Consider the following 20687-nt stretch of genomic DNA (forward strand, 5'->3'; position numbering starts at 1 on the left):
GCTGGTTAGCTAACTTGAGGCCCCGATAGTTTTAAACTATTGGGGCTTTATTTTATGGCGCGCAGGATCTTGTCGATACAGGCGCCAAGGGTCTGCTGCAAAAAGTCGTTGTTTAGATTGCCACTGATAATGCTCTGATACTCCACCCAACGAATCAGCCCCAACAGCTGATGGGCATCGGCATTGGCCGTGGTTGATCCTAAGGCGGTAAAAAACTGCTCGATAGTGCTGACAAAGCCATTGTCCAACAGTTGAATCGCTTCGGCGAGCGCGGGATTACGCAGCGCCTCTTCGTGAAACGCGACCTCGAGAATGCGATCGTCCCTGTGACTCACTTGGGTTTGAATATGTTCACAGAGAAATTCGGTCAGATGCGCCACCACCTTGTCCGGGGCCATCTGGTGACTGTCTGCCTTAAGCGCCTCAAGTAGCTGAAAACTCTTCTGCTCCAGAGTGTTGTTCATCCACAGGGTCTTTTCGGCAAAGTAGGTTAAGGCGTCGCTAATCAGATCTTTGATATCTTTAAAATAATAGGTGGTCGAGGCAAGCGGTACCTGCGCCTCTGTTGCCACGGCGCGATGACGCACGCCGCGAACCCCCTCCTTGACGATCAACCTTAGAGTCGCTTCTAAGATGGCCACGCGCCGCGCCTCACCATCGGCCCTGTGGGTGATACGTCCAACATAACTAAGAGGTTGCTGCATTTATCCATCCTTATCGATCTAAGCCGTCGGCGACAGAGCTGATGCTATGTTAACACCTGAGTAACACTTGACCTAGCACAGCATCGTTACACGCCCCTCTCAACGATCAATAACGCCTTGTATCGTAGATAATTTCGGCTATCTTGGAACTGTTTTCGCGAGCCAGGTCGATAAAACGACATAGACTTGATGTCCTCAGCAGGGGATCGGGCTAGAGTGGATGGCATTTCACTCACTCAAGCGTCAAGACTCTGATGGACTTTTACCAATCGCCGAAACAGATATCGGCATTTGATGCCAAATTTGAAGCACAAAAAATCGCATTCGCTCCCATAACTTTCCAGGTTGCCCGTTGCCTGCTGAAATTCGATCTCTTAGCCCAAATCGAAGCTAAACCTGGCTCGAGCCGCGCACAGCTCGCCAGTCTGGTTGAACTTTCAGACTATGGCGTCGGCGTCCTGCTGGATATGGCCCTGAGCATGGGACTCGTCTGGCAAGATGATCAAGGCTTTCACCTAGACAAAATTGGCCACTTCCTGCTTCACGATGAGATGTCCAGAGTCAACCTTAACTTCAACCATGACGTTTGTTATCAAGGGATGTTCGAGCTCGACAAGGCATTGGAGAATGGCGAAGCCAGTGGGCTTAAAGTATTTGGCGATTGGCAGACCATCTATCCTGGTTTAAGCCTGTTGCCACCGGCGGCCAAGCAGAGCTGGTTCGAGTTCGACCACTTCTATTCCGATCACGCCTTTGGCACTGTGCTGCCGCTGATCTTTAAGACCAAGCCGAAGACACTAGTGGATATCGGCGGTAACACGGGAAAATGGGCCCTTGCCTGCACCCGCTACGATACCGACGTCGAAGTCACCATCATGGATCTCCCGGGTCAGCTGAAGGTCGCCATGGAAAATGCCAAGGAGAAGGGCTTGAGTGAACGTATCCATGGCTTCGAATGTGATCTGTTAAAGGCCGATACGCCTTTCTTTAAGGGAGGGGATCTCTACTGGATGAGTCAGTTCTTAGATTGCTTCTCCGAGGAGCAGATACTGACCATATTAAAACTAGCCGCCGCCAATATGGCTTCCCATAGCGAACTTTGCATCTTAGAGACCTTCTGGGACAGACAACCCTGCGAAGCCGGTGCCTATTGTGTCAATGCCACCTCGCTCTACTTCACCGCCATGGCAAACGGCAATAGCCGCATGTACCACTCGAAAGATCTGCTCAAGCTGATCTCATCGGCGGGCCTCTATGTCGACGAGGATATCGATAATATAGGCTTGGGCCATACCTTGCTGCGCTGTCGTAGAAAGCCTTAAATACTTAAACCTAAATTCTTAAATCTTAAATCTTAAATCTTAAATCTTAAATCTTAGGTAGACCAATGACCTCACGCTTGCGGTCTACCTAGCTCTCTATTTTCTCTAGTCTCTATAGTACCGATGTGTACTCTGTTAAATAGCGCTAGGTTTGGGTTAATAGATGTATAGACACTAGATTAATAAGCTTAATAGCCAACTCGGCTGGGCCAAATGTGTTGCTAAGCACCTTCTCAGCCAACAAACCGTCGCCCGTCAAGGTGACTTCCCTTTCCCTTTCCCTTTCCCTTCCTTTTGCCCTCTCATTGGTGCAAATAGTCGAGCGGAAAAGAGCAACACAGATTTAACAAGCCTAACCCTCAAACTTAATAATAATGACTTATCATGGGCGCCAAATAGACCATGAATTAAGAAAAGCACCGCACATTAGTATTAGAAATTAATCCCCTCACACCTTGCCGTTAACAATAAACAAACAATTAAACAGACATGAATAGCGGTGATTTTGGTCACAAACAAATCATTTCCACAATATTTTTCATATTTTTTGTATTTTTTTTAAATAACAAACAACACAAGTAAAAAACAACCACCCACAAAAATAAAAACAAGTGAAAAACAAATAACCCCACGAGATTTCACATCATCGCTACAGACAACCTCAAAATATAACATCTAGAAGTATTTTGAAATAAATCGCTTATTTAACACCCACTTTGCAATGTTAATTGTTTTTTATTTGTTAAAAAAAAGATAAAAATCTAAGTGCGTAAGCAGACGTATCGGCTGTAGCCGCCTTGTTGCAGTTGTTACCTCTCTATGATTATATCGAGCACGAGGTAAAGATTTATCAATATAAGTAAATATTTGAAAAGTTTTTACTAAATAAAGATCGACACTTAGATCGAATAAAAGCGGTCAGTCCATAAGTGTTCAAATCAAAAATTAAAATAAGTCTCAGGGAGAAACACAATGCAGCCTAATTCTATATTGGCTAAAGCTGTTCGTTTCGCATTAATTGGTGGTGCCGCGACGGCAGCACTAAGCGTACCTGCCGTTTATTCGGCGGACGAAGACAGCGTAGAACGTATTCAAGTAACAGGTTCACGTATTAAGCGTACCGATATGGAAACGGCTACACCTGTTACCGTCATGAGCGCAGAAGACATGGCGAAACAGGGTTTCACTAACGTTCAAGATGCGTTGGAAAGTCTAACTTCAACCACCAGTGCAATGACCACCCAGTCAGTTCATGGTTTCACACCAGCCGCCTCATCTATCAGTCTACGTGGCGCCGGTGCTAACCGTACTTTGACACTGATCAATGGTAAGCGTCTAAACCAATATCCAAAGCCATCTGGTGGTACCGATAACTTCGTAGATACTGCTAACCTGCCTATGGAAGCGGTACAACGTATCGAAGTACTGCAATCTGGTGGTTCTGCTATTTACGGTGCTGACGCCGTTGGTGGTGTGATCAACATCATCCTGAAAAAAGACTTCGAAGGTGTAGCACTTAAGTACCGTCACGGTGACACCACAAACGGTGGCGGCGGAAGTGACCGTATCGCGCTTTCTCTAGGTGCTTCATCTGATCGCGGTAACGTATCGACTTTCATCGAATTTACCGATAACGAGCAGCTAAAAGCGACTGATCGTGAAAACTTCGGTCTACACACTGACAAAGTACCATACAGCGAATTTTCTGCTTACAGCTCATACGGTGCTCGCATCGTAGGTTCTGGTACTGGCGCACGTCAACTGACTGAAGAAGAATGTACCGCTGGCGGTTACCTGTGGACTGGCTCTCTGTGTGGTTTCGACCGTTCAGAATGGCGCGACCTACAACCTAAGAGCTCACGTTTCATCAGCTCAACCAACTTCAACTATGAGCTGGCCGATGACATTAGCTTCGTAGGTCGTTTAGATTTCGCCGAAGCGAAATCTACCACTAACATCGAGCCTATGGCGATCAATGACTACGACATAAAAGTCGCAGGCAACAGCGTCACCGTAAGCAATGGCGATCTAAGCAAGACTTTCAACGACAAGACTACTGCCCTAGGCGGTGACTTCGCCAACGCAACCGATGGTGATTACAACTACCTACGTCGTCTACACGAGTTCAGCAACCGTGCTGGCGAGACTAAGACGCGTAACTACTTCTTCACCGCTGGTCTGGAAGGCACACTGGCTGATGAATACAGCTGGGATGCATCAGTTAACTACGGCCGTACTAACGTAGACGTGTTCCGCAGTGGCTATGCTACTGTTGGCGGCATGTTCGACTACATCACTGCCGGTGAAAACGGCAACTCTCTGCTGAAGAACATGAGCGCAGAAGATGTAGAACAAGCCTCTTACTCACCATTTGAGAAGGCTCAGTCTACTCAGAAGAACATCCAGGCTAACATCTCTGGTATGGCGTTCGAAATGCCAGCGGGTGACGCTCAGTTTGCATTCGGTGCTGAGTACACAGAGCAAGACTATGAAACCAACACAGATTCAGAGTCTAAGAAAGGTAACATCCTTACCACTGGTGGTTCTTCAGGTGCCGGTGAGCGTTCTTTCTGGGCAACTTATGCCGAATTGAGCCTACCTGTTCTTGACGTACTGACTGTCGACGCGGCACTACGTTATGACCGCTACGATGATTTCGGTGGCAACCTGTCTCCACAGTTGACTATTGAATACCGTCCACTAAGCGAACTATTGGTTCGTGGTTCTATCAGCTCAGTATTCCGCGCACCAGACATGCATCGTGTATATGGTGATGCGACTAAGGGCTTCTCTACTGTTATCGATTTCAAACAGTGTCAAGCACTTGGTGGTATTCCAGGTCAGGGCTACCCAGGCGATGAAACACTGAATGCTGTTTGTAAGGAACTTCACGTAGACACTACAACAGGTGCTAACAAAGATCTGGAAGCCGAAACTGGTTACACAGCTAACATAGGCGCGGTATGGGGCGGTGATGCACTCAACGCATCATTCGACCTATGGGAATGGAAACTGGATGACATGGTTAGCGACATCAGCGCTAGCAAGGCTGCTCGTGAATACGAACAGTACGAAAGCATGCTGACTCGTGATGCAAGCGGCACTATCACTCACGTGAACGCCGTTGCACAGAACCTGGCATTCCAAAAAGTACGTGGTTTAGATATCACTGCTGGTTATAGCTGGGATCTGGACAACATTGGTGAGCTGAAGCTTAACTTCACCGGTACTTACATCCTGTTGTCTGAGTACCAACTGTCACCAACTGATCCAGTTGAAGACGATCTAGAAAACGGTGGTCTGCCACAGTACCGTGCAAACGTTGTACTGGGTTACTACATCGATGACTTCGAAGCGACCTTAGGTGCTTACCACACTGCGCGTATGCACGGTGTTCAATACAAGACGTTCAAGCAATCTGCTATCGACAACAACGAAGCATTCGACGAAAGCGCACACGAAGTGGCATCACAAACTAAGTGGAACCTGACTGCAGGTTACAACATCACTGATGCTATCAAGGTGAAAGCTGGCGTAGTTAACCTGTTCGATGCAGGTCCTAACTTCGACCCAACCGATACTTCTTGGCCGCACTACCCACGTTCTGTGTACAACGCACGTGGTCGTGAGTGGTTCCTAGAAGGTGAAGTGAAGTTCTAATCTCACTGAACTTAAATGAAAAAACGGCATCCTAGGATGCCGTTTTTTATTGCCAAAATTAAAGACTTGCTCTTAGACAAAGCCGAGATAATGAGCGGCGACTACCACAAGGCTAGAGACCACAAACAGCGCTAGCATGAAACGCCAGATAAACTTGACCCAAATGCCCCAATCGACACGACAGACGCCTAATGTGGCCATCAATGACGCCGACGTTGGCACCAGCACATTGGTGAAGCCATCCCCCAACTGAAAGGCCAACACGGCCACCTGACGCGACACGCCGACGATATCGGCAAGGGGCGCCATCAAGGGCATGGTCAACGCGGCCTGGCCCGATCCCGAGGTCACGAAGAAGTTAAACACCGACTGGAACAGCAACATAAACCAGGCCGAGGCAACAGCAGGTAACTGGCCAATCAAGCTGCCTGCGCTATTGAGTAAGGTGTTGAGTACGCTTGGCTCATCGGGCTTACCGCCACCGAGAAGCAGCAAGATCCCCGAGGCGCAGCCTACCAGCAGAGCTGGCTCAAGCATGGTGCCTGCGCCTTGCTTGAAGCTAGTCGCCATACGATTAAGCGTCATACCATTGAGCCTGAAGATCACAGCAATCATCCCCACCACAACCCCCATGGCAAAGAACTGACTGGCGATCTCGGGAATAAACCAGGCGTTAGCGACAACGCCCCAGATCACCCAGATAACCGTAAGCAAGATGGTGAGCAGCACCAGGCTATCGCCAAGGTTAAACCGACTCTGTAACTCGTTCGCTCCATGATGCTCGCGAAAATATCTGTCCGACTCATAACAGAGTGAGCTTTGGGGGTTGGCCTGGATCTTAGCGCCGTAGCGCATGGTAAAGATCACCCCCATCAGGGTGAAGCCTGCCCACATGAGGCCCCTCACCCCAGCGCCGGAAAGCACGGGAATGCCGGCGATGCCCTGGGCAATTGCCACGCTGAAGGGATTCATCCAGGAGCTGGCAAAGCCCACCTGAGTCGCCACATAAGTCACCATCACAGTGGTGATGCCATCGAACCCTAAACGTATCATCAAAGGGCAGATGATGATGGCAAAGGCGATCGCCTCCTCCCCCATGCCAAACACGGCCCCCCCAAGGGAGAACAGTATAAAGAGCACGGGAATGAAGAGGCGCTCGTTGCCTTGGGTCTTATCAATAAGCCTTATGATGCCGTTATCTATGGTGCCGGTTTCCATCACGATGCCGAAGGCGCCGCCTATCACCAGCATAAACATGATCACCCCGATGGCGGTGCCCCATTTAGAACCCGAGGTTAAGCCTTCGAAGGCAAAGTTAAAGAAACCTATGCCTCCGCCTCCCTCAAACAGGGCGACCGGCTGCTTGAGATGCTCTCCGGCCTCATCCAGGCTAAAGCGAAACGAGTTCGGGTCGACCACACTACGCTGTTTTTCGACGCCATCGGCAAGATAATGGATCTCCTGGGTCTCGAATGAGCCGACTGGCACCAGATAGGTCAGCAACATGGCAGCCAAGGCCACGAAGAAGATTATCACTAAGGTATCGGGTAAAGGAATTTTCTTTTGCGGGTTCACCGCCGGGGAAGGCGCTTGATTTGCCATTGTTTTTCCATGGTTATTCTTGGAGTCTAAGTTATTGCCCGCCAATATAAACCAATTCCCCTTTTGCTGCACAAGAATCCCCCGCGCTGGCCAATAATGGATAACCCTCAGACTAGGCAGCCATAATGGCTCAAACATCCCTGGATAGGATTCACGTATTGGCAAGAAATGTCATGGGGCGCACAAGACGCCGCCAAAGAGTGAGGCAGGTCGAGTAACTTAGATAAAATCAACGCTTTACTTGTGAAAGCACTCGGGCGCTCATACAATCAATATCACACAAGCATCAATTTTATTGATAGTTTTCTTTATTGTTTAAATCAGTTAGGACGCCACAAGCTCGATGAAGTACTCACTTAAACAAATCATGGTATTCGATGCCGTAGCCAGCCTGGAAAGTGTGAGTGCCGCGGCGCGAAAACTGTCGATGACTCAGTCTGCAGTCAGCATGTCCCTTGGCCAGTTGGAGAACCTGCTCGGCCGCCCCCTGTTTATCAGACAGGGCAACCGCCTCACCCTCAGCCACTGGGGAAACTGGTTACGCCCAAGGGCGAGACGCCTGCTACAGGATGCACAACAGATCGAATTAGGCCTTCACGAACAACACCTTATAAGCGGTCGTTTTCGTTTATGCTCGAGTCAGACGGCAGCCGAGCATCTGCTGCCCGAGCTCATCAGTAAAATCGATACCGATTTTCCCGAACTTAGGATCGAGCTCACAGTGGAAAATACCGAGAACGTGGTCGAGGGCTTACTTAATTACGAATATGACTTTGGCATCATAGAAGGCCGTAACGACGACAGCCGACTCTATCAGGAGCAATGGTTAGACGATCATCTGGTGGTAGTCGCCTCGCCTCACCACCCCTACGCCAAGCAGACCAATATCAGCCTGGCGCAGCTTGAACAGGCAAGATGGGTGCTGCGCGAACAAGGCGCCGGGACCCGCCGCATCTTCGAGGGAGCCATCCACGGCGTCATCGAAAAGCTTCACGTATGGAAAGAGTATGAGCATGTCTCCCTGCTCAAGGCTTTAGTGAAGAATGGCCCCTATCTGAGTAGCCTGCCATTCCTGGATGTGGAGAAAGAGGTGGCCGCCGGCGAGTTGGTTATCCTACCGACCCCGCAGCTCAATATGCAGAGGCACCTCTCCTTCGTGTGGCGCTGCGATTCAGGCGAGAATCCGCTACGTGACTGCGTGATCACCGAGGCCAGACGCCTGAGCAAACATCGCCAGCACGCCAAAAGCAATAAATAGCGAATTTGGTTAGTTGCACAGCTCACTAACTGCTTAACTCATAGGTAAAATGAGTACACAATTGAACTGGAAATTGAAAGGGCAATTGAACTGCAAATCAAACAGACAATTGAGCTAGCAATTCAGTAGACATTAAAAAGGGGCATTCGCCCCTTTTTTGTTGTTTGCAGCAGGTCTTAGCCACTATTCGTAGATGGCGCATACCTTAGCTACGATGGCCTCTCGGTTAATCACCCCGACTAACTTGCCTTCACTGACCACTGGAAAACAGCTGGGCTTACTGGCGCTAGCATGACGCAGTCGCTCCTCGTAACTGGCATAGGTATGGCCGGTCAAAACGCCCATGTCACTCACGGGAAACAGCTTGTCACGATCTACCACCATCACCTCGATAAGATCGGCCACCGCATCATCTGCGGTTACCGTCAGCACCCTGGTCTGCATCAGATCGGCCACCTTGTAGCTAATGCCACGGACAAACTCTTCTGACCATAGGCTGCGCAACAGATCTTGCTGAGAGACAAACCCCAGCAGACGTTGCTTAGCATCAACCACAGGTGCGCCGCGCAGCTGCTTCTCGTTGAGCTGCTTAAGCCCCTCATACACAGAGAGCTCAGGCGCTAGGGTAAAAGGTGTCTGCTCCATCAGCGCGCTGACATTTAATTTTTGAATCGATTTAGGCATTTGGGTCTCTCCCCTACAAACTTTACTAGATAATATTGAGATTGAATTTGCAGCGAGCTCGCTGCCGTTGTCCTGTCTGTTACTCTGATCACTGCGGCTTAACACAGGCTCGAGATGCACCGCCATAGATGTCACCTGAGCGAGTGGGCCATCATGTGCCTTACTTGAATCTATCCACCAGTAACCCAGCCCCACCACTAGGCCACCGCCGACGATATTGCCCGCGGTCACAGGGATAAGGTTATTGGTCAGAAAATGCAGCAGCGTCAGATCACTAAATTGCTCGGCGGTAAATCCGGGGATCTGATACCAGTCCCAGATGGCCAACTGCTTAATGGCGATCCCCAGCGGCACCATAAAGAGATTGGCTATGCTGTGCTCGAAGCCGCTGCTGACAAACATCGCCACGGGTAGCATCAACAAGATGGCCTTAGTCAGCGCCTCCTTACTGGCGAAGGTCATCCAAACCCCCAAACAAACCAGCATGTTGCATAGGATGCCCAGGGCGAACGCCTGGCCCCAGGAGTGGTGCAGCTTATGTTGGGCGACCTTCAGGGCGTTGAGGCCCCAGAGTCCACCGTCTAACAGATACATCTTGGCACTGAGGATCAATGCCAGCATAAACATGGCACCGCAAAAGTTACCCAGATAGACGCGTCCCCAACAGGCCAGCAGCTCCCGCGTGCTGACACGCTTCTGCGCCCAGGCGACGCTGCTCAGCACGCTACTGGTAAACAGCTCGCCACCACAGATCACCACCAACATCAGCCCCAAGCTAAAGGCCAGGCCGCCAACGAGCCGCACCATGCCCCAATCGCCAGATGCCCCCGTGGTAACGGTGAGATAAAACACGAAGGCGAGCGCAATAAAGGCGCCGGCAAACATCGCCTGACCGATAGACTGCATCGCCTGCTTAGTCACCTTCTCCTGACCATAAGTCGCGGCGCGTTGACACAGGCTAGGCTCGATCGAAGGCGCTGGCTCGACCCGCCTGGCTGCAAGTGGCACTAGATTAGGTATCGTCATGGCGCGTCCATCTCCAGCCGAGCGTAAAACAGGGGTGAAATTTCATTAACATCATCTCCGCAAGTGCCAAGTCCCGAAAGACGGCGATTAATTAATAAATGTTTTTACAAAGAGTTAGCCTATTGCCTCACTCTCTGATGCCGAGATTAGCCATTAAAAGGAGGGAATAAAATTTGATAATAATGAATGAGACAATCAGTAAATTTGATAACCAAACCTGGAGGTAAGCAAGTTGTTAAGTCAGCAACAAATAACCTTTAAAGCGATTAAATACAATAGGTTATAAGAAAACAAATGTTACTTAGGAAAATAGAGATAAAAGCGCCCATGAGGTGTAAAGGCGTGCGGCTCACCAGGGCAAACTGGCAACTAACCACCTATTGCCTAAGCTATAAGGCATCTTGATTAACATCCCTGACGATTCCTTTGTGTGGGCGCGCAGGAGACGAAGCGGCAAGCCCAGACAAGCATTTGTGAGGTATCGCGCACATCGTACAGCCCTTTTGTGAAGCTGACCCAACCCAAAATTGTGAGCCGTGCGAGGCATCTCTAATTTGCTGAGAATGGGGGGAGTGGCTCCCAAAAGTGACAAAAGGCGCGATCCATATCCAAACGCAATATATATGCCTAATGTAAAAATTGATCTGAAATGGCGATACAAGATGTTAACTAGCTCCCAAATCATCTAATCACCAGTTTCAAGTTTATTGATAGTTAATGTCAGGTGAAATTCACTATGTTAAGATTTATGAGGTAAATTGGTCAGACCAATTTCAAACAGCGTTAGGGATGCAACTGCTCGCCGGATTTAGGGTGTTTTATCCATTCTAGGGGGCGGACAAGTTACTCGAGTGGCACCTGGGGGTTTTTCAACAAACGACACTCGCTGACTTGCAAGGATTACCTCTAAGTCTTCATCGAATTGATGAGTCAATAAGTTCTTTTCGGAGAATGAGAAATTATGTCAGAAACAGTCAAAAAAGAAGAGATGGAAGCCTCTGAGCTGACTTACAAGGCGCTTCACCGTCCTGCCAGCGAGTTTGCCACTCGTGAAGAATATTTAGACCACGAATTACAGATCATGAAGCCCAGACGTTGGGGCCTCAACCTTCCGGGACGCGACTTCCGCTTCGAGTGGGAAGACTTAGTACCCGCCATCGCTGGTACTATCGGCATCACGGTAATGTATTCCGCCGTAATGGCCGCCTGGGCTTCGGGCCTGAGTGAGCGCTGGGAACACATCAACCTGGGCGCCGAATTCGCCATTCAGGTGGTTCGCGTCGAAATGCTCATCCCCGCCCTGCTCTTCTGTATCATCAGTTCCGGCTTTATCAACCCTCGCGCTAACCTTGGCGGCAACCACGGCCCCATGATCCCGCTTATCGGTACCATCGCCTTAGCTGGTGCACACCCGTTAGCGCTTGCGATCCTTCTGGGTATTTTTGGTCTGCTGCTCAGTTACTTTAAAGGTGGCTCCAGGTTGGTAAACCTCACCTCCAGCGGCGTCGCTGGGGGACTCTTAGTGTTCCTGGGTTTCATGGGCGCCAAGAGTCAGATCACTTCGCTGTTTGACTGGGCCGGCGGCCTGCAGGCCAAGCACGCCCTGGACTATAGCCTGGGTTATGTGGCCTTCTTCATCCTCTTGGTGAACGTCGTCCTGTACGCCTATCTGGCCAAGGTGGGTAAACGCTGGCTGGCTATTCCGCTTTGTTCAATCGCGGCAATTGCGCTGGCCTTCGCCCTCGGCGCCGGCTTAGATCTGCAATTTGTTACCGCACCAGGCATCCCTAACCTGAACCCAGTGTACTGGTGGGGCTCTACCGAACACGGCTGGCAGCTAGGCTTACCTAACTTCGAACACTTCATCGCATCACTGCCTTTCGCCATCTTGGCGGTTGCCATGTGGTCACCAGACTTCCTAGGTCACCGTATTTTCCAGGAACTGAACTACCCGAAAGGCACAGAGAAAGTGCTGATGGATGTGGATGACACCATGACCACCTGCTCGCTACGTCAAATAGTTGGTACGGCTGTGGGTGGCGGTAACATCACCTCTTCATGGGGTACCTACATGATCCCGGCGGCGATCGCTAAGCGTCCTATTCCTGCCGGCGCCATCTTGCTGGGCAGCCTGTGTATCATAGTCGCGGTACTGGGTTACCCAATGGATGTCACCGTATGGCGTCCAGTAATGTCAATCGCGCTGCTGGTTGGCGTATTCCTGCCACTACTGGAAGCCGGCATGCAGATGGTGAAAGACACCCAAAGCAGCCAGGCGGCGGGGATCTGTATCTTCGCATCATTCGTCGCCAACCCTGTGCTGGCCTGGGCACTCACCATGCTGTTAGACAATAACGGCCTGATTGGTGATAAAGAACGTGCCGCTAGCCTGAGCCTAGCCGACAGGCTGATCATTCCGGGTCTGGCCTTTGTTATCTGTCTCGCCGCCATGCTCGCGGTGGGAATGATTCAAGGGATCCCGGCGCTACTTTAATCGCGCAAACGACAACGAAGAGGGCTTAGGCCCTCTTCATTTTTATCTCCCCTATACTTACATCAAACTTGCTGATAACAGGCATCAATATGCCCTATGGGCATGGCGCTCATAACGCCAGGGAATCGCCCTTATCCTCGATGTCATTGGCAGTCATACAAAGGTGTGAACCACCTCGCGCAAATAACCGACTCTTAGGTGAGATGCAAACGAAATTTTGCGCCAAAAATGATAACCCGATAGCAATTTTGGCATTAACTCGGGCAAAAGCGGACCGATTCAGATGCAGCGTCTAGGGAGATATGGTACTATCATTATGGTTAATTGGTCTTACCAATTTAACGATAACCGAATCGATTTAGACAGTGAGTGTCAAACGGCTTCGGATATCGCGTAAAACAGATTCAAATCGACACGGTTTACCGGTTCGATAATTCAGTTCCCATCATCCGGGTAATACATTGAAGGGAGCTGCGAAGAATAGCTATTGGTGTATCGCAACGTCTGCAGTGACAGCCTCTCGATAACCAATAACCTTTATCTCAAACAGAAGGTATTAGTACGATGACCGAAAAAACTGAGCTGTTCACCAAAGCGTGGGAAGGTTTTACTCCTGGTGATTGGAAGTCTGAAGTAAATGTACGCGACTTTATTCAAAAGAACTACAAGCCCTATGAAGGAGACGAATCTTTCCTAGCCGGCGCCACCGAAGCGACCAGTGCGCTTTGGGACAAAGTGATGGAAGGTATCAAACAGGAAAACCGCACCCACGCGCCGGTTGATTTCGATACCGACAAAGTCTCTACCATTACCTCTCATGCAGCAGGTTACATCGACCAAGATCTTGAAACCATTGTCGGTCTACAAACAGACGCGCCACTTAAGCGTGCCATGTTACCCAATGGCGGTATCCGCATGGTCGAAGGTTCATGCGCTGCCTATGGTCGCGAACTGGATCCAAACATCAAGTATGTCTACTCGGAACTCCGCAAGACCCACAACCAAGGCGTGTTCGACATCTACACCCCTGAGATCATGCGCTGCCGTAAGTCTGGCGTACTGACAGGTCTGCCAGATGCTTACGGCCGTGGTCGTATCATTGGTGATTACCGTCGTATCGCCTTGTACGGTATCGATTACCTGATGCAGGAAAAATTTGCCCAGTTCAGCTCACTGCAGACACAGTTTGAAGCGGGTGAAGATCTTTCTGCCACCATGCAGCTACGCGAAGAGATCGCCGAGCAGCACAAAGCCCTGGGTCAAATGAAGCAGATGGCTGCCAGCTACGGCTGTGACATCTCAGGTCCTGCAACCAACGCTAAAGAAGCGATTCAGTGGACCTACTTCGGCTACCTGGCCGCAGTGAAGAGCCAAAACGGTGCAGCTATGTCTCTAGGCCGTACCTCTAGCTTCCTAGATATCTACATCGAGCGCGACATCAATAATGGCGTGTTGACCGAGCAGCAAGCCCAGGAGATGGTTGACCATTTCGTGATGAAGCTACGTATGGTGCGCTTCCTACGTACTCCTGAGTACGACGAGCTATTCTCTGGCGACCCAATCTGGGCCACAGAGTCTATCGCGGGTATGGGTCTTGATGGCCGTACTCTGGTGACTAAGTCTAGCTTCCGCTTCCTGCACACACTGTACAACATGGGTCCAAGCCCTGAGCCAAACATCACAGTGCTTTGGTCAGAGAAGCTGCCGCTGAACTTCAAGAAGTACTGCGCTAAGGTCTCTATCGACACCAGCTCTATTCAGTACGAAAACGATGACCTGATGCGTCCAGATTTCGACTCTGACGACTACGCTATCGCCTGTTGTGTGAGCCCTATGGTTGTTGGTAAACACATGCAGTTCTTCGGCGCCCGCGCCAACCTGGCCAAGACCATGCTTTACGCCATCAACGGCGGTGTGGATGAGAAGCTTAAGACTCAGATAGGTCCTAAGTTTGAGCCAATCAAAGATGAAGTCCTGGACTTTGACGATGTGATGGGCCGCCTGGACACCATGATGGAGTGGCTAGCCACCCAATATGTGTCTGCGCTGAACGCTATTCACTACATGCACGACAAGTACTCTTACGAAGCGGCCCTGATGGCGCTACATGACAGAGACGTACGTCGCACCATGGCTTGTGGTATCGCCGGTCTGTCTATTGCTGCCGACTCACTGTCTGCCATCAAGTTTGCCAAGGTTAAGCCAATTCGTGACGAAAACGGCATCGCCGTCGATTTCGACATCGAGGGTGAATATCCTAAGTTTGGTAACAACGATGCACGCGTCGATGACCTGGCCACCGAGCTGGTTGAGCGCTTCATGGCTAAGATCCGTCACAAGAAGATGTACCGTAACGCGATCCCGACTCAGTCTATCCTCACCATCACCTCAAACGTGGTTTATGGTAAGAAGACAGGTACGACACCAGACGGTCGTCCAGCCGGCGCGCCATTTGCACCGGGTGCAAACCCAATGCACGGCCGCGACGAGAAAGGCGCTATCGCCTCACTGACTTCGGTTGCCAAGCTACCATTTGCTCACGCACAGGACGGTATCTCTTATACCTTCTCTATCGTGCCAAATGCCCTGGGTAAAGATGACGACGGCCGCCGCGCTAACCTGGCTGCGCTGATGGATGGTTACTTCGCTCACAACGAGACCCGCGAAGGTGGTCAACACCTGAACGTGAACGTGATGAACCGCGAAATGCTGGAAGATGCAGTGGTTAACCCAGACAAGTATCCACAGCTGACTATCCGTGTATCTGGTTACGCCGTGCGCTTCAACGCACTGACACCAGAGCAGCAACAGGACGTCATTACACGTACTTTCACCAAAGGGATGTAATTTCCGTCAATCGAGCGGTCAAACGCTAGATTTTTGGTGAATATAAGCTAGGCTGTGCACTAATTTAGCACAGCCTACTTTAATTGAAGTTTTCGGAGTCACAATGACAGTAAAAGGGCGGATTCACTCACTGGAATCCTTTGGCACAGTTGACGGTCCCGGCATTCGGTTTATCACCTTTATGCAAGGCTGTTTGATGCGCTGCCAATACTGCCATAATCGTGATACCTGGGATCTTCACGGTGGACGTGAAATTGAGGTCGACGAGCTGATGGAACAGATCATCAGCTATCGACCTTTTCTCGAGTCCAGCGGCGGAGGTGTAACCGCCAGTGGCGGCGAAGCCATACTGCAAGCCGAATTTGTCGCAGCCCTGTTCAAGGCCTGCAAAGCGCAAGGGATACATACCTGCCTAGACACCAACGGCTTCGTACGTAAATACACCCCAGTTATCGATGAACTTCTCGATAACACAGACTTGGTGCTGCTCGATATCAAACATATCGATGACGACCAACACATCGCCTTAACCCATGTCAGCAATCATCGCACGCTGCAATTTGCCCAGTATCTCCAAAAACGCCAACAAAAAGTGTGGATACGCTATGTGGTCGTGGGCGGCTATACCGATGATCTTGCTTCGGCAAAGGGCTTGGCAGAATTTATTAAACCTATGACCAACGTGGAGAAGGTAGAGCTATTGCCCTACCACGAGCTAGGAAAACACAAATGGGAAGCCATGGGCGAAGAGTACACCCTCAAGGATATCTCTCCCCCGTCGCGCGAAACCATGGAACAGATTAAACAGGTGTTTGTGGAAGCCGGCATAACTGCCGTGTACTAACAAAGGTTAGAGCGCTTCCCAGTAGTGCTTATCGAGACGCTCGAAGGCCATCTTCAAGATGACCGCCATGTCCAGATAACAGGCACTAGCACCTAGCGGGGGACAAGCCACCCCCATCCCCTGGAGCTTGGCGGACAAATTATTGCCCCAATCCAGCAGAGAAAGTGGCAGCGGATGCTTGGCGCGCCAACCGAGCCAGAGCAAGCCTTGAATAGGCAAGCTGATAAAGAATAAGGCGATGGTGATAGCCTGAGGTAACCAGGCCCAGCCATACAGATAGAGTTGACTGCCACCGGCCAGCAGGGCCAGCAGCGGCATCAAGCGAATCGCCAGAGCCGTCGCGCGGATCACGCGATACTCTGGAAAATAAAAACTAAGTTGTCTAACCATAGGCCAGGTCTTCATATAGCGACGACCGACCCCTAAGGTTTTTAACACTTGAACAGTCAATGATGACACCTAACACTTAAGAGACTGTCTTTACCATAGCACAAGGCGAGCGTCAGCCCCAAGCGGCATCGCCTTGGCAGAGACCGAATCTTAATCTCAGGAACGAGAATTTAAAGCGACACCGGCCCTAGGCTTTGTGGTCATTTAATTTTGGTGAATGCCAGTCATTCACTCACTTTGCAAAAGGTTTTAAACATGTCTAACAAACTGGTTTTGGTACTAAACTGCGGCAGCTCATCACTGAAGTTCGCCATTATCGACGCGCTTACGGGTGACGACCAGATCTCAGGTCTAGCAGAGTGCTTTGGTCTGGAAGATTCACGCATCAAGTGGAAAGTCGATGGCAACAAATTCGAGTCTAAGCTAGGGGCCTTCACCGCCCACCGCGAGGCGGTCGAGTTTATCGTTAAAGAGATTCTGGGCCAGTATCCTGACGTCGCCGCCCAGATCCAGGCAATCGGTCACCGTGTGGTTCACGGTGGTGAAAAGTTTACCCATTCGGTGGTGATCGATGACAGCGTGATCGCGGGTATCGAAGATTGTGCCGCTCTGGCACCGCTACATAACCCTGCGCACCTTATCGGTATTCGCGCCGCCCAGGCCTCTTTCCCTGGCCTGCCACAGGTAGCTGTGTTTGACACCGCCTTCCACCAAACCATGCCAGAGCGCGCCTTCGTGTATGCCCTGCCCTACAAGCTCTATCGCGAACACGGCATCCGTCGCTACGGCATGCATGGCACCAGCCACCTGTTTGTTAGCCGCGAAGCTGCCAAGGCGCTGGGTAAAGAGTTAGCCGACACCAACGTCATCTGTGCCCACCTAGGTAATGGCGCGTCTGTCACCGCGGTTAAAGGCGGTAAGAGTGTCGATACCTCTATGGGTCTGACACCACTCGAAGGCTTGGTCATGGGCACCCGCTGTGGTGACATCGACCCCTCTATCATCTACCACCTGGTAGATCGTCTGGGTTACACCTTAGATGAAGTCAACAACCTGATGAACAAGCAGAGCGGTCTGCTGGGCATCTCTGAGCTGACTAACGACTGTCGCGGCATCGAAGAAGGCTACGCCGAAGGCCACAAGGGCGCGACGCTGGCGCTTGAGATATTCTGCTACCGTCTGGCCAAATATATCGCCTCTTACACTGTGCCGCTCGGTCGTCTGGACGCCTTGGTATTCACTGGTGGTATCGGTGAGAACTCAGATCTTATCCGTGAGAAGGTGCTTAACCTGCTCACCATCTTCAACTTCGAAGTGGATCCAGCGCGTAACCAGGCGGCACGCTTTGGTAACCAGGGTCAGATCACCACAGATAATGGCCCAGTTGCCATGGTGATCCCAACTAACGAAGAGTGGGTGATCGCCGAAGACGCCGTTTCACTGCTAAAGTAATGTTATCGCAGCAGTAAATGCTATCGCGGCGCCTTGCGCCGCCACCAATTTTGACAAGACCCGGCCGTATGTCTGGCCGGGGCATAAGAGGTAACTATGTCTCGCAATATTATGCTCATCCCCAATGGTACCGGCGTCGGCCTGACTTCTATCAGTCTAGGCATGGTACGCGCGCTGGAGCGCCACGGGGTAAAGGTGAGATTCTTCAAGCCTATCGCCCAGCAGCGCCCAACCGATAAGGGTCCTGAGCGTTCGACCACCATCCTTAGCAAGTCGCCGACGGTAAACCCGCTCGAGCCCTTCGACATGGCTCACGCCGAGCACTTGATCCGCACCGATCAGACTGATGTCCTGATGGAGCAGATCATTGCCCGCGCCACCGAGTGCGCCGATCCAAGCGAGACCCTGATCGTCGAAGGTCTGGTGCAGACCCGCAACCACCCTTTCTCAGACGACATCAACTATGAGATCGCCAAGGCACTGGATGCTGACATCATCTTCGTCGCCGCGCCGGGTAACGAAACCCCGACCGCCTTGATGAACCGTCTCGAGATCGCCCATAACGCCTGGGGTGGCAGCAAGAACAAACGCCTCATCGGCGCCATCATCAATAAGATTGGTGCCCCGGTAGACGATGAAGGCCGCGCCCGCCCGGATCTGTCAGAAGTGTTCGATCACCAGGATGTACAGCGTCCAGACGCCGCCAGCATGTTCCAGCTTCCTGGCAAGAGCAAGCTGCGTATCCTAGGTAGCGTGCCATACAACCTGAATCTGGTCGCGCCACGCGCCTCAGATTTGGCCAAGCACTTGAGTGCCCGCATCATCAACGCCGGTGAGATGAATACCCGTCGTCTGCGCAAGGTCACCTTCTGCGCCCGCAGTATTCCTAACATGGTTACCCACATCAAGACAGACTCTCTGCTAGTTACGTCGGGCGACCGCTCGGATGTGATCGTCTCTGCCTGTCTGGCGGCGATGAACGGCGTTAAGGTGGGTGCACTGCTGCTGACAGGTAGCTACGAGCCAGAGCCTGAGATCATGGCCCTGTGTGAGCAAGCCTTCGAGACAGGCCTACCGGTATTCTTGATCGACACCAACACCTGGCAGACCTCGCTCAACATCCAGCGCTTCGACCATGAGGTGCCTGTGGATGATGCCGTGCGTATCGAAGAGGTGCAGGAATATGTTGCCAGCCACATCGATCAAAGCTGGGTAGAAAGCGTCACCATGAACTCACCGCGTGAGCACAGACTGTCGCCACCAGCGTTCCGCTACAAGCTCACCGAGCTTGCCCGCGCCGCGGCCAAGACAGTGGTTCTGCCTGAGGGTGACGAACCAAGAACCATCGAAGCGGCCGCCATCTGCGCCGAACGTGGCATCGCCCGCTGTGTGCTGATTGGTAACCCTGAAGAGATCCAGCGTATCGCCAGCCAACAGGGGGTAACTCTGGGCGAAGGCGTAGAAATCATCGAGCCTGAAACCGCTCGTGAGCGCTATGTTGCGCCTATGGTTGAACTGCGTCGCCACAAAGGCATGACAGAAGTGGTCGCCCGTGAGCAGCTGGAAGACAACATGGTACTGGGCACCATGATGCTGGCACAGGGTGAAGTCGACGGTATCGTCTCTGGTGCGGTAAACACCACGGCCAACACCATACGTCCGCCACTACAGCTGATCAAGACGGCGCCGGGTTCTAGCCTGGTTTCCTCTATCTTCTTCATGCTGATGCCGGATCAGGTACTGGTTTATGGTGACTGTGCCATTAACCCAGATCCAAACGCCGAGCAGCTGGCGGATATCGCCATTCAGTCGGCCGACAGCGCCGCCGCCTTCGGCATCGAGCCTAAGGTTGCCATGATCAGCTACTCAACCGGTAGCTCAGGCACAGGTTCAGACGTCGATAAGGTGCGTGAAGCAACCCGTATCGCCAAGGAGAAACGCCCTGAGCTGGTGATCGACGGCCCACTGCAATATGACGCCGCCGTGATGCCAAACGTGGCTCAGTCTAAGGCGCCTAACAGCCCTGTGGCCGGTCAGGCAACCGTGTTCGTCTTCCCAGATCTGAACACAGGTAACACCACCTACAAGGCGGTTCAGCGTAGTGCGGACCTGATCAGTATCGGCCCTATGCTGCAGGGTATGCGCAAGCCGGTTAACGATCTGTCTCGTGGTGCCCTGGTCGACGACATCGTCTACACCATCGCCCTAACGGCGATTCAAGCCTCACAGAACTAATCTGTACTCGCCGTAAGATCGAAAAAGCCTGTCACTAGACAGGCTTTTTTTATACTCAAACGGTTTGGCAAGATTAAAAAATATTCAGAGATGCACAATGCATCAAAAAATGACCACACAAATTTACCAATTAAGTTCAGTCACTTAAGAGTTATGCATCGACTCTTCA

The 20687-nt window shown here is 51.3% G+C and carries 12 protein-coding genes; 8 read left to right on the forward strand and 4 right to left on the reverse strand.

Going from position 1 to position 20687, the window contains the following annotated elements:
- Nucleotides 1–47: 47 nt before the first annotated feature.
- Complete coding sequence (locus K0I31_RS12445; RefSeq protein ID WP_220078588.1) at nt 48–704, reverse strand: TetR/AcrR family transcriptional regulator; 657 nt, start codon at nt 702–704, stop codon at nt 48–50.
- 254 nt (nt 705–958) lie between these two features.
- Here K0I31_RS12445 and K0I31_RS12450 point away from each other — a divergent pair, with 254 nt between their 5' ends.
- Together K0I31_RS12450 and K0I31_RS12455 are read left to right on the forward strand one after the other, a co-directional pair.
- Nucleotides 959–2026 carry a methyltransferase gene (locus tag K0I31_RS12450; RefSeq protein WP_220078589.1) on the forward strand — a complete coding sequence of 356 codons (1068 nt, stop codon included), beginning with the start codon at nt 959–961 and terminating at the stop codon, nt 2024–2026.
- A gap of 972 nt (nt 2027–2998) precedes the next feature.
- Complete coding sequence (locus K0I31_RS12455) at nt 2999–5686, forward strand: TonB-dependent receptor (RefSeq protein WP_011866182.1); 2688 nt, start codon at nt 2999–3001, stop codon at nt 5684–5686.
- Between the two features lie 72 nt (nt 5687–5758).
- On the opposite strand, the gene yfcC is transcribed toward K0I31_RS12455, so the two are convergent.
- Nucleotides 5759–7288, reverse strand: coding sequence for a putative basic amino acid antiporter YfcC (gene yfcC / locus K0I31_RS12460; RefSeq protein WP_220078590.1), 1530 nt, complete (start codon nt 7286–7288; stop codon nt 5759–5761).
- 343 nt (nt 7289–7631) lie between these two features.
- Between yfcC and K0I31_RS12465 the strand changes: the two genes are divergently transcribed.
- Nucleotides 7632–8546 carry a LysR substrate-binding domain-containing protein gene (locus K0I31_RS12465; protein ID WP_220078591.1) on the forward strand — a complete coding sequence of 305 codons (915 nt, stop codon included), beginning with the start codon at nt 7632–7634 and terminating at the stop codon, nt 8544–8546.
- A 183-nt stretch (nt 8547–8729) separates the two neighbouring features.
- Here K0I31_RS12465 and focA read toward each other — a convergent pair whose 3' ends face one another.
- On the reverse strand, nt 8730–10256 hold the full coding sequence (focA, locus tag K0I31_RS12470) for a formate transporter FocA (protein WP_220078592.1): 1527 nt from the start codon (nt 10254–10256) through the stop codon (nt 8730–8732).
- 961 nt (nt 10257–11217) lie between these two features.
- Between focA and K0I31_RS12475 the strand changes: the two genes are divergently transcribed.
- From K0I31_RS12475 to pflA, 3 genes are all read left to right on the forward strand, one after another.
- Nucleotides 11218–12750, forward strand: coding sequence for a DUF3360 family protein (locus K0I31_RS12475; protein ID WP_011866186.1), 1533 nt, complete (start codon nt 11218–11220; stop codon nt 12748–12750).
- Nucleotides 12751–13314: 564 nt separating this feature from the next.
- Complete coding sequence (gene pflB, locus K0I31_RS12480; RefSeq protein ID WP_220078593.1) at nt 13315–15597, forward strand: formate C-acetyltransferase; 2283 nt, start codon at nt 13315–13317, stop codon at nt 15595–15597.
- A gap of 103 nt (nt 15598–15700) precedes the next feature.
- A complete protein-coding gene (pflA, locus tag K0I31_RS12485; RefSeq protein ID WP_220078594.1) occupies nt 15701–16441 on the forward strand; it encodes a pyruvate formate lyase 1-activating protein in 741 nt (246 codons plus the stop codon).
- Nucleotides 16442–16447: 6 nt separating this feature from the next.
- On the opposite strand, the gene yfbV is transcribed toward pflA, so the two are convergent.
- The gene (yfbV, locus tag K0I31_RS12490; RefSeq protein WP_011866189.1) at nt 16448–16891 is read right to left on the reverse strand and encodes a terminus macrodomain insulation protein YfbV; all 444 of its coding nucleotides are present in this window, start codon (nt 16889–16891) and stop codon (nt 16448–16450) included.
- A 195-nt stretch (nt 16892–17086) separates the two neighbouring features.
- Between yfbV and ackA the strand changes: the two genes are divergently transcribed.
- Nucleotides 17087–18283, forward strand: a complete 1197-nt coding sequence (ackA, locus tag K0I31_RS12495) for an acetate kinase (protein ID WP_220078595.1) — start codon at nt 17087–17089, stop codon at nt 18281–18283.
- Between the two features lie 96 nt (nt 18284–18379).
- Nucleotides 18380–20518, forward strand: a complete 2139-nt coding sequence (pta, locus tag K0I31_RS12500; RefSeq protein WP_011866191.1) for a phosphate acetyltransferase — start codon at nt 18380–18382, stop codon at nt 20516–20518.
- Nucleotides 20519–20687 lie beyond the last annotated feature (169 nt).

This window comes from Shewanella spartinae, assembly GCF_019457555.1.
Classification (GTDB): domain Bacteria; phylum Pseudomonadota; class Gammaproteobacteria; order Enterobacterales; family Shewanellaceae; genus Shewanella; species Shewanella loihica.

Coding starts and splice junctions, on each gene's coding strand:
- K0I31_RS12445 (WP_220078588.1), bottom strand. CDS start 704: ATGCAGCAACCTCTTAGTTATGTTGGACGTATCACCCACAGGGCCGAT.
- K0I31_RS12450 (WP_220078589.1), top strand. CDS start 959: ATGGACTTTTACCAATCGCCGAAACAGATATCGGCATTTGATGCCAAA.
- K0I31_RS12455 (WP_011866182.1), top strand. CDS start 2,999: ATGCAGCCTAATTCTATATTGGCTAAAGCTGTTCGTTTCGCATTAATT.
- yfcC (WP_220078590.1), bottom strand. CDS start 7,288: ATGGCAAATCAAGCGCCTTCCCCGGCGGTGAACCCGCAAAAGAAAATT.
- K0I31_RS12465 (WP_220078591.1), top strand. CDS start 7,632: ATGAAGTACTCACTTAAACAAATCATGGTATTCGATGCCGTAGCCAGC.
- focA (WP_220078592.1), bottom strand. CDS start 10,256: ATGACGATACCTAATCTAGTGCCACTTGCAGCCAGGCGGGTCGAGCCA.
- K0I31_RS12475 (WP_011866186.1), top strand. CDS start 11,218: ATGTCAGAAACAGTCAAAAAAGAAGAGATGGAAGCCTCTGAGCTGACT.
- pflB (WP_220078593.1), top strand. CDS start 13,315: ATGACCGAAAAAACTGAGCTGTTCACCAAAGCGTGGGAAGGTTTTACT.
- pflA (WP_220078594.1), top strand. CDS start 15,701: ATGACAGTAAAAGGGCGGATTCACTCACTGGAATCCTTTGGCACAGTT.
- ackA (WP_220078595.1), top strand. CDS start 17,087: ATGTCTAACAAACTGGTTTTGGTACTAAACTGCGGCAGCTCATCACTG.
- pta (WP_011866191.1), top strand. CDS start 18,380: ATGTCTCGCAATATTATGCTCATCCCCAATGGTACCGGCGTCGGCCTG.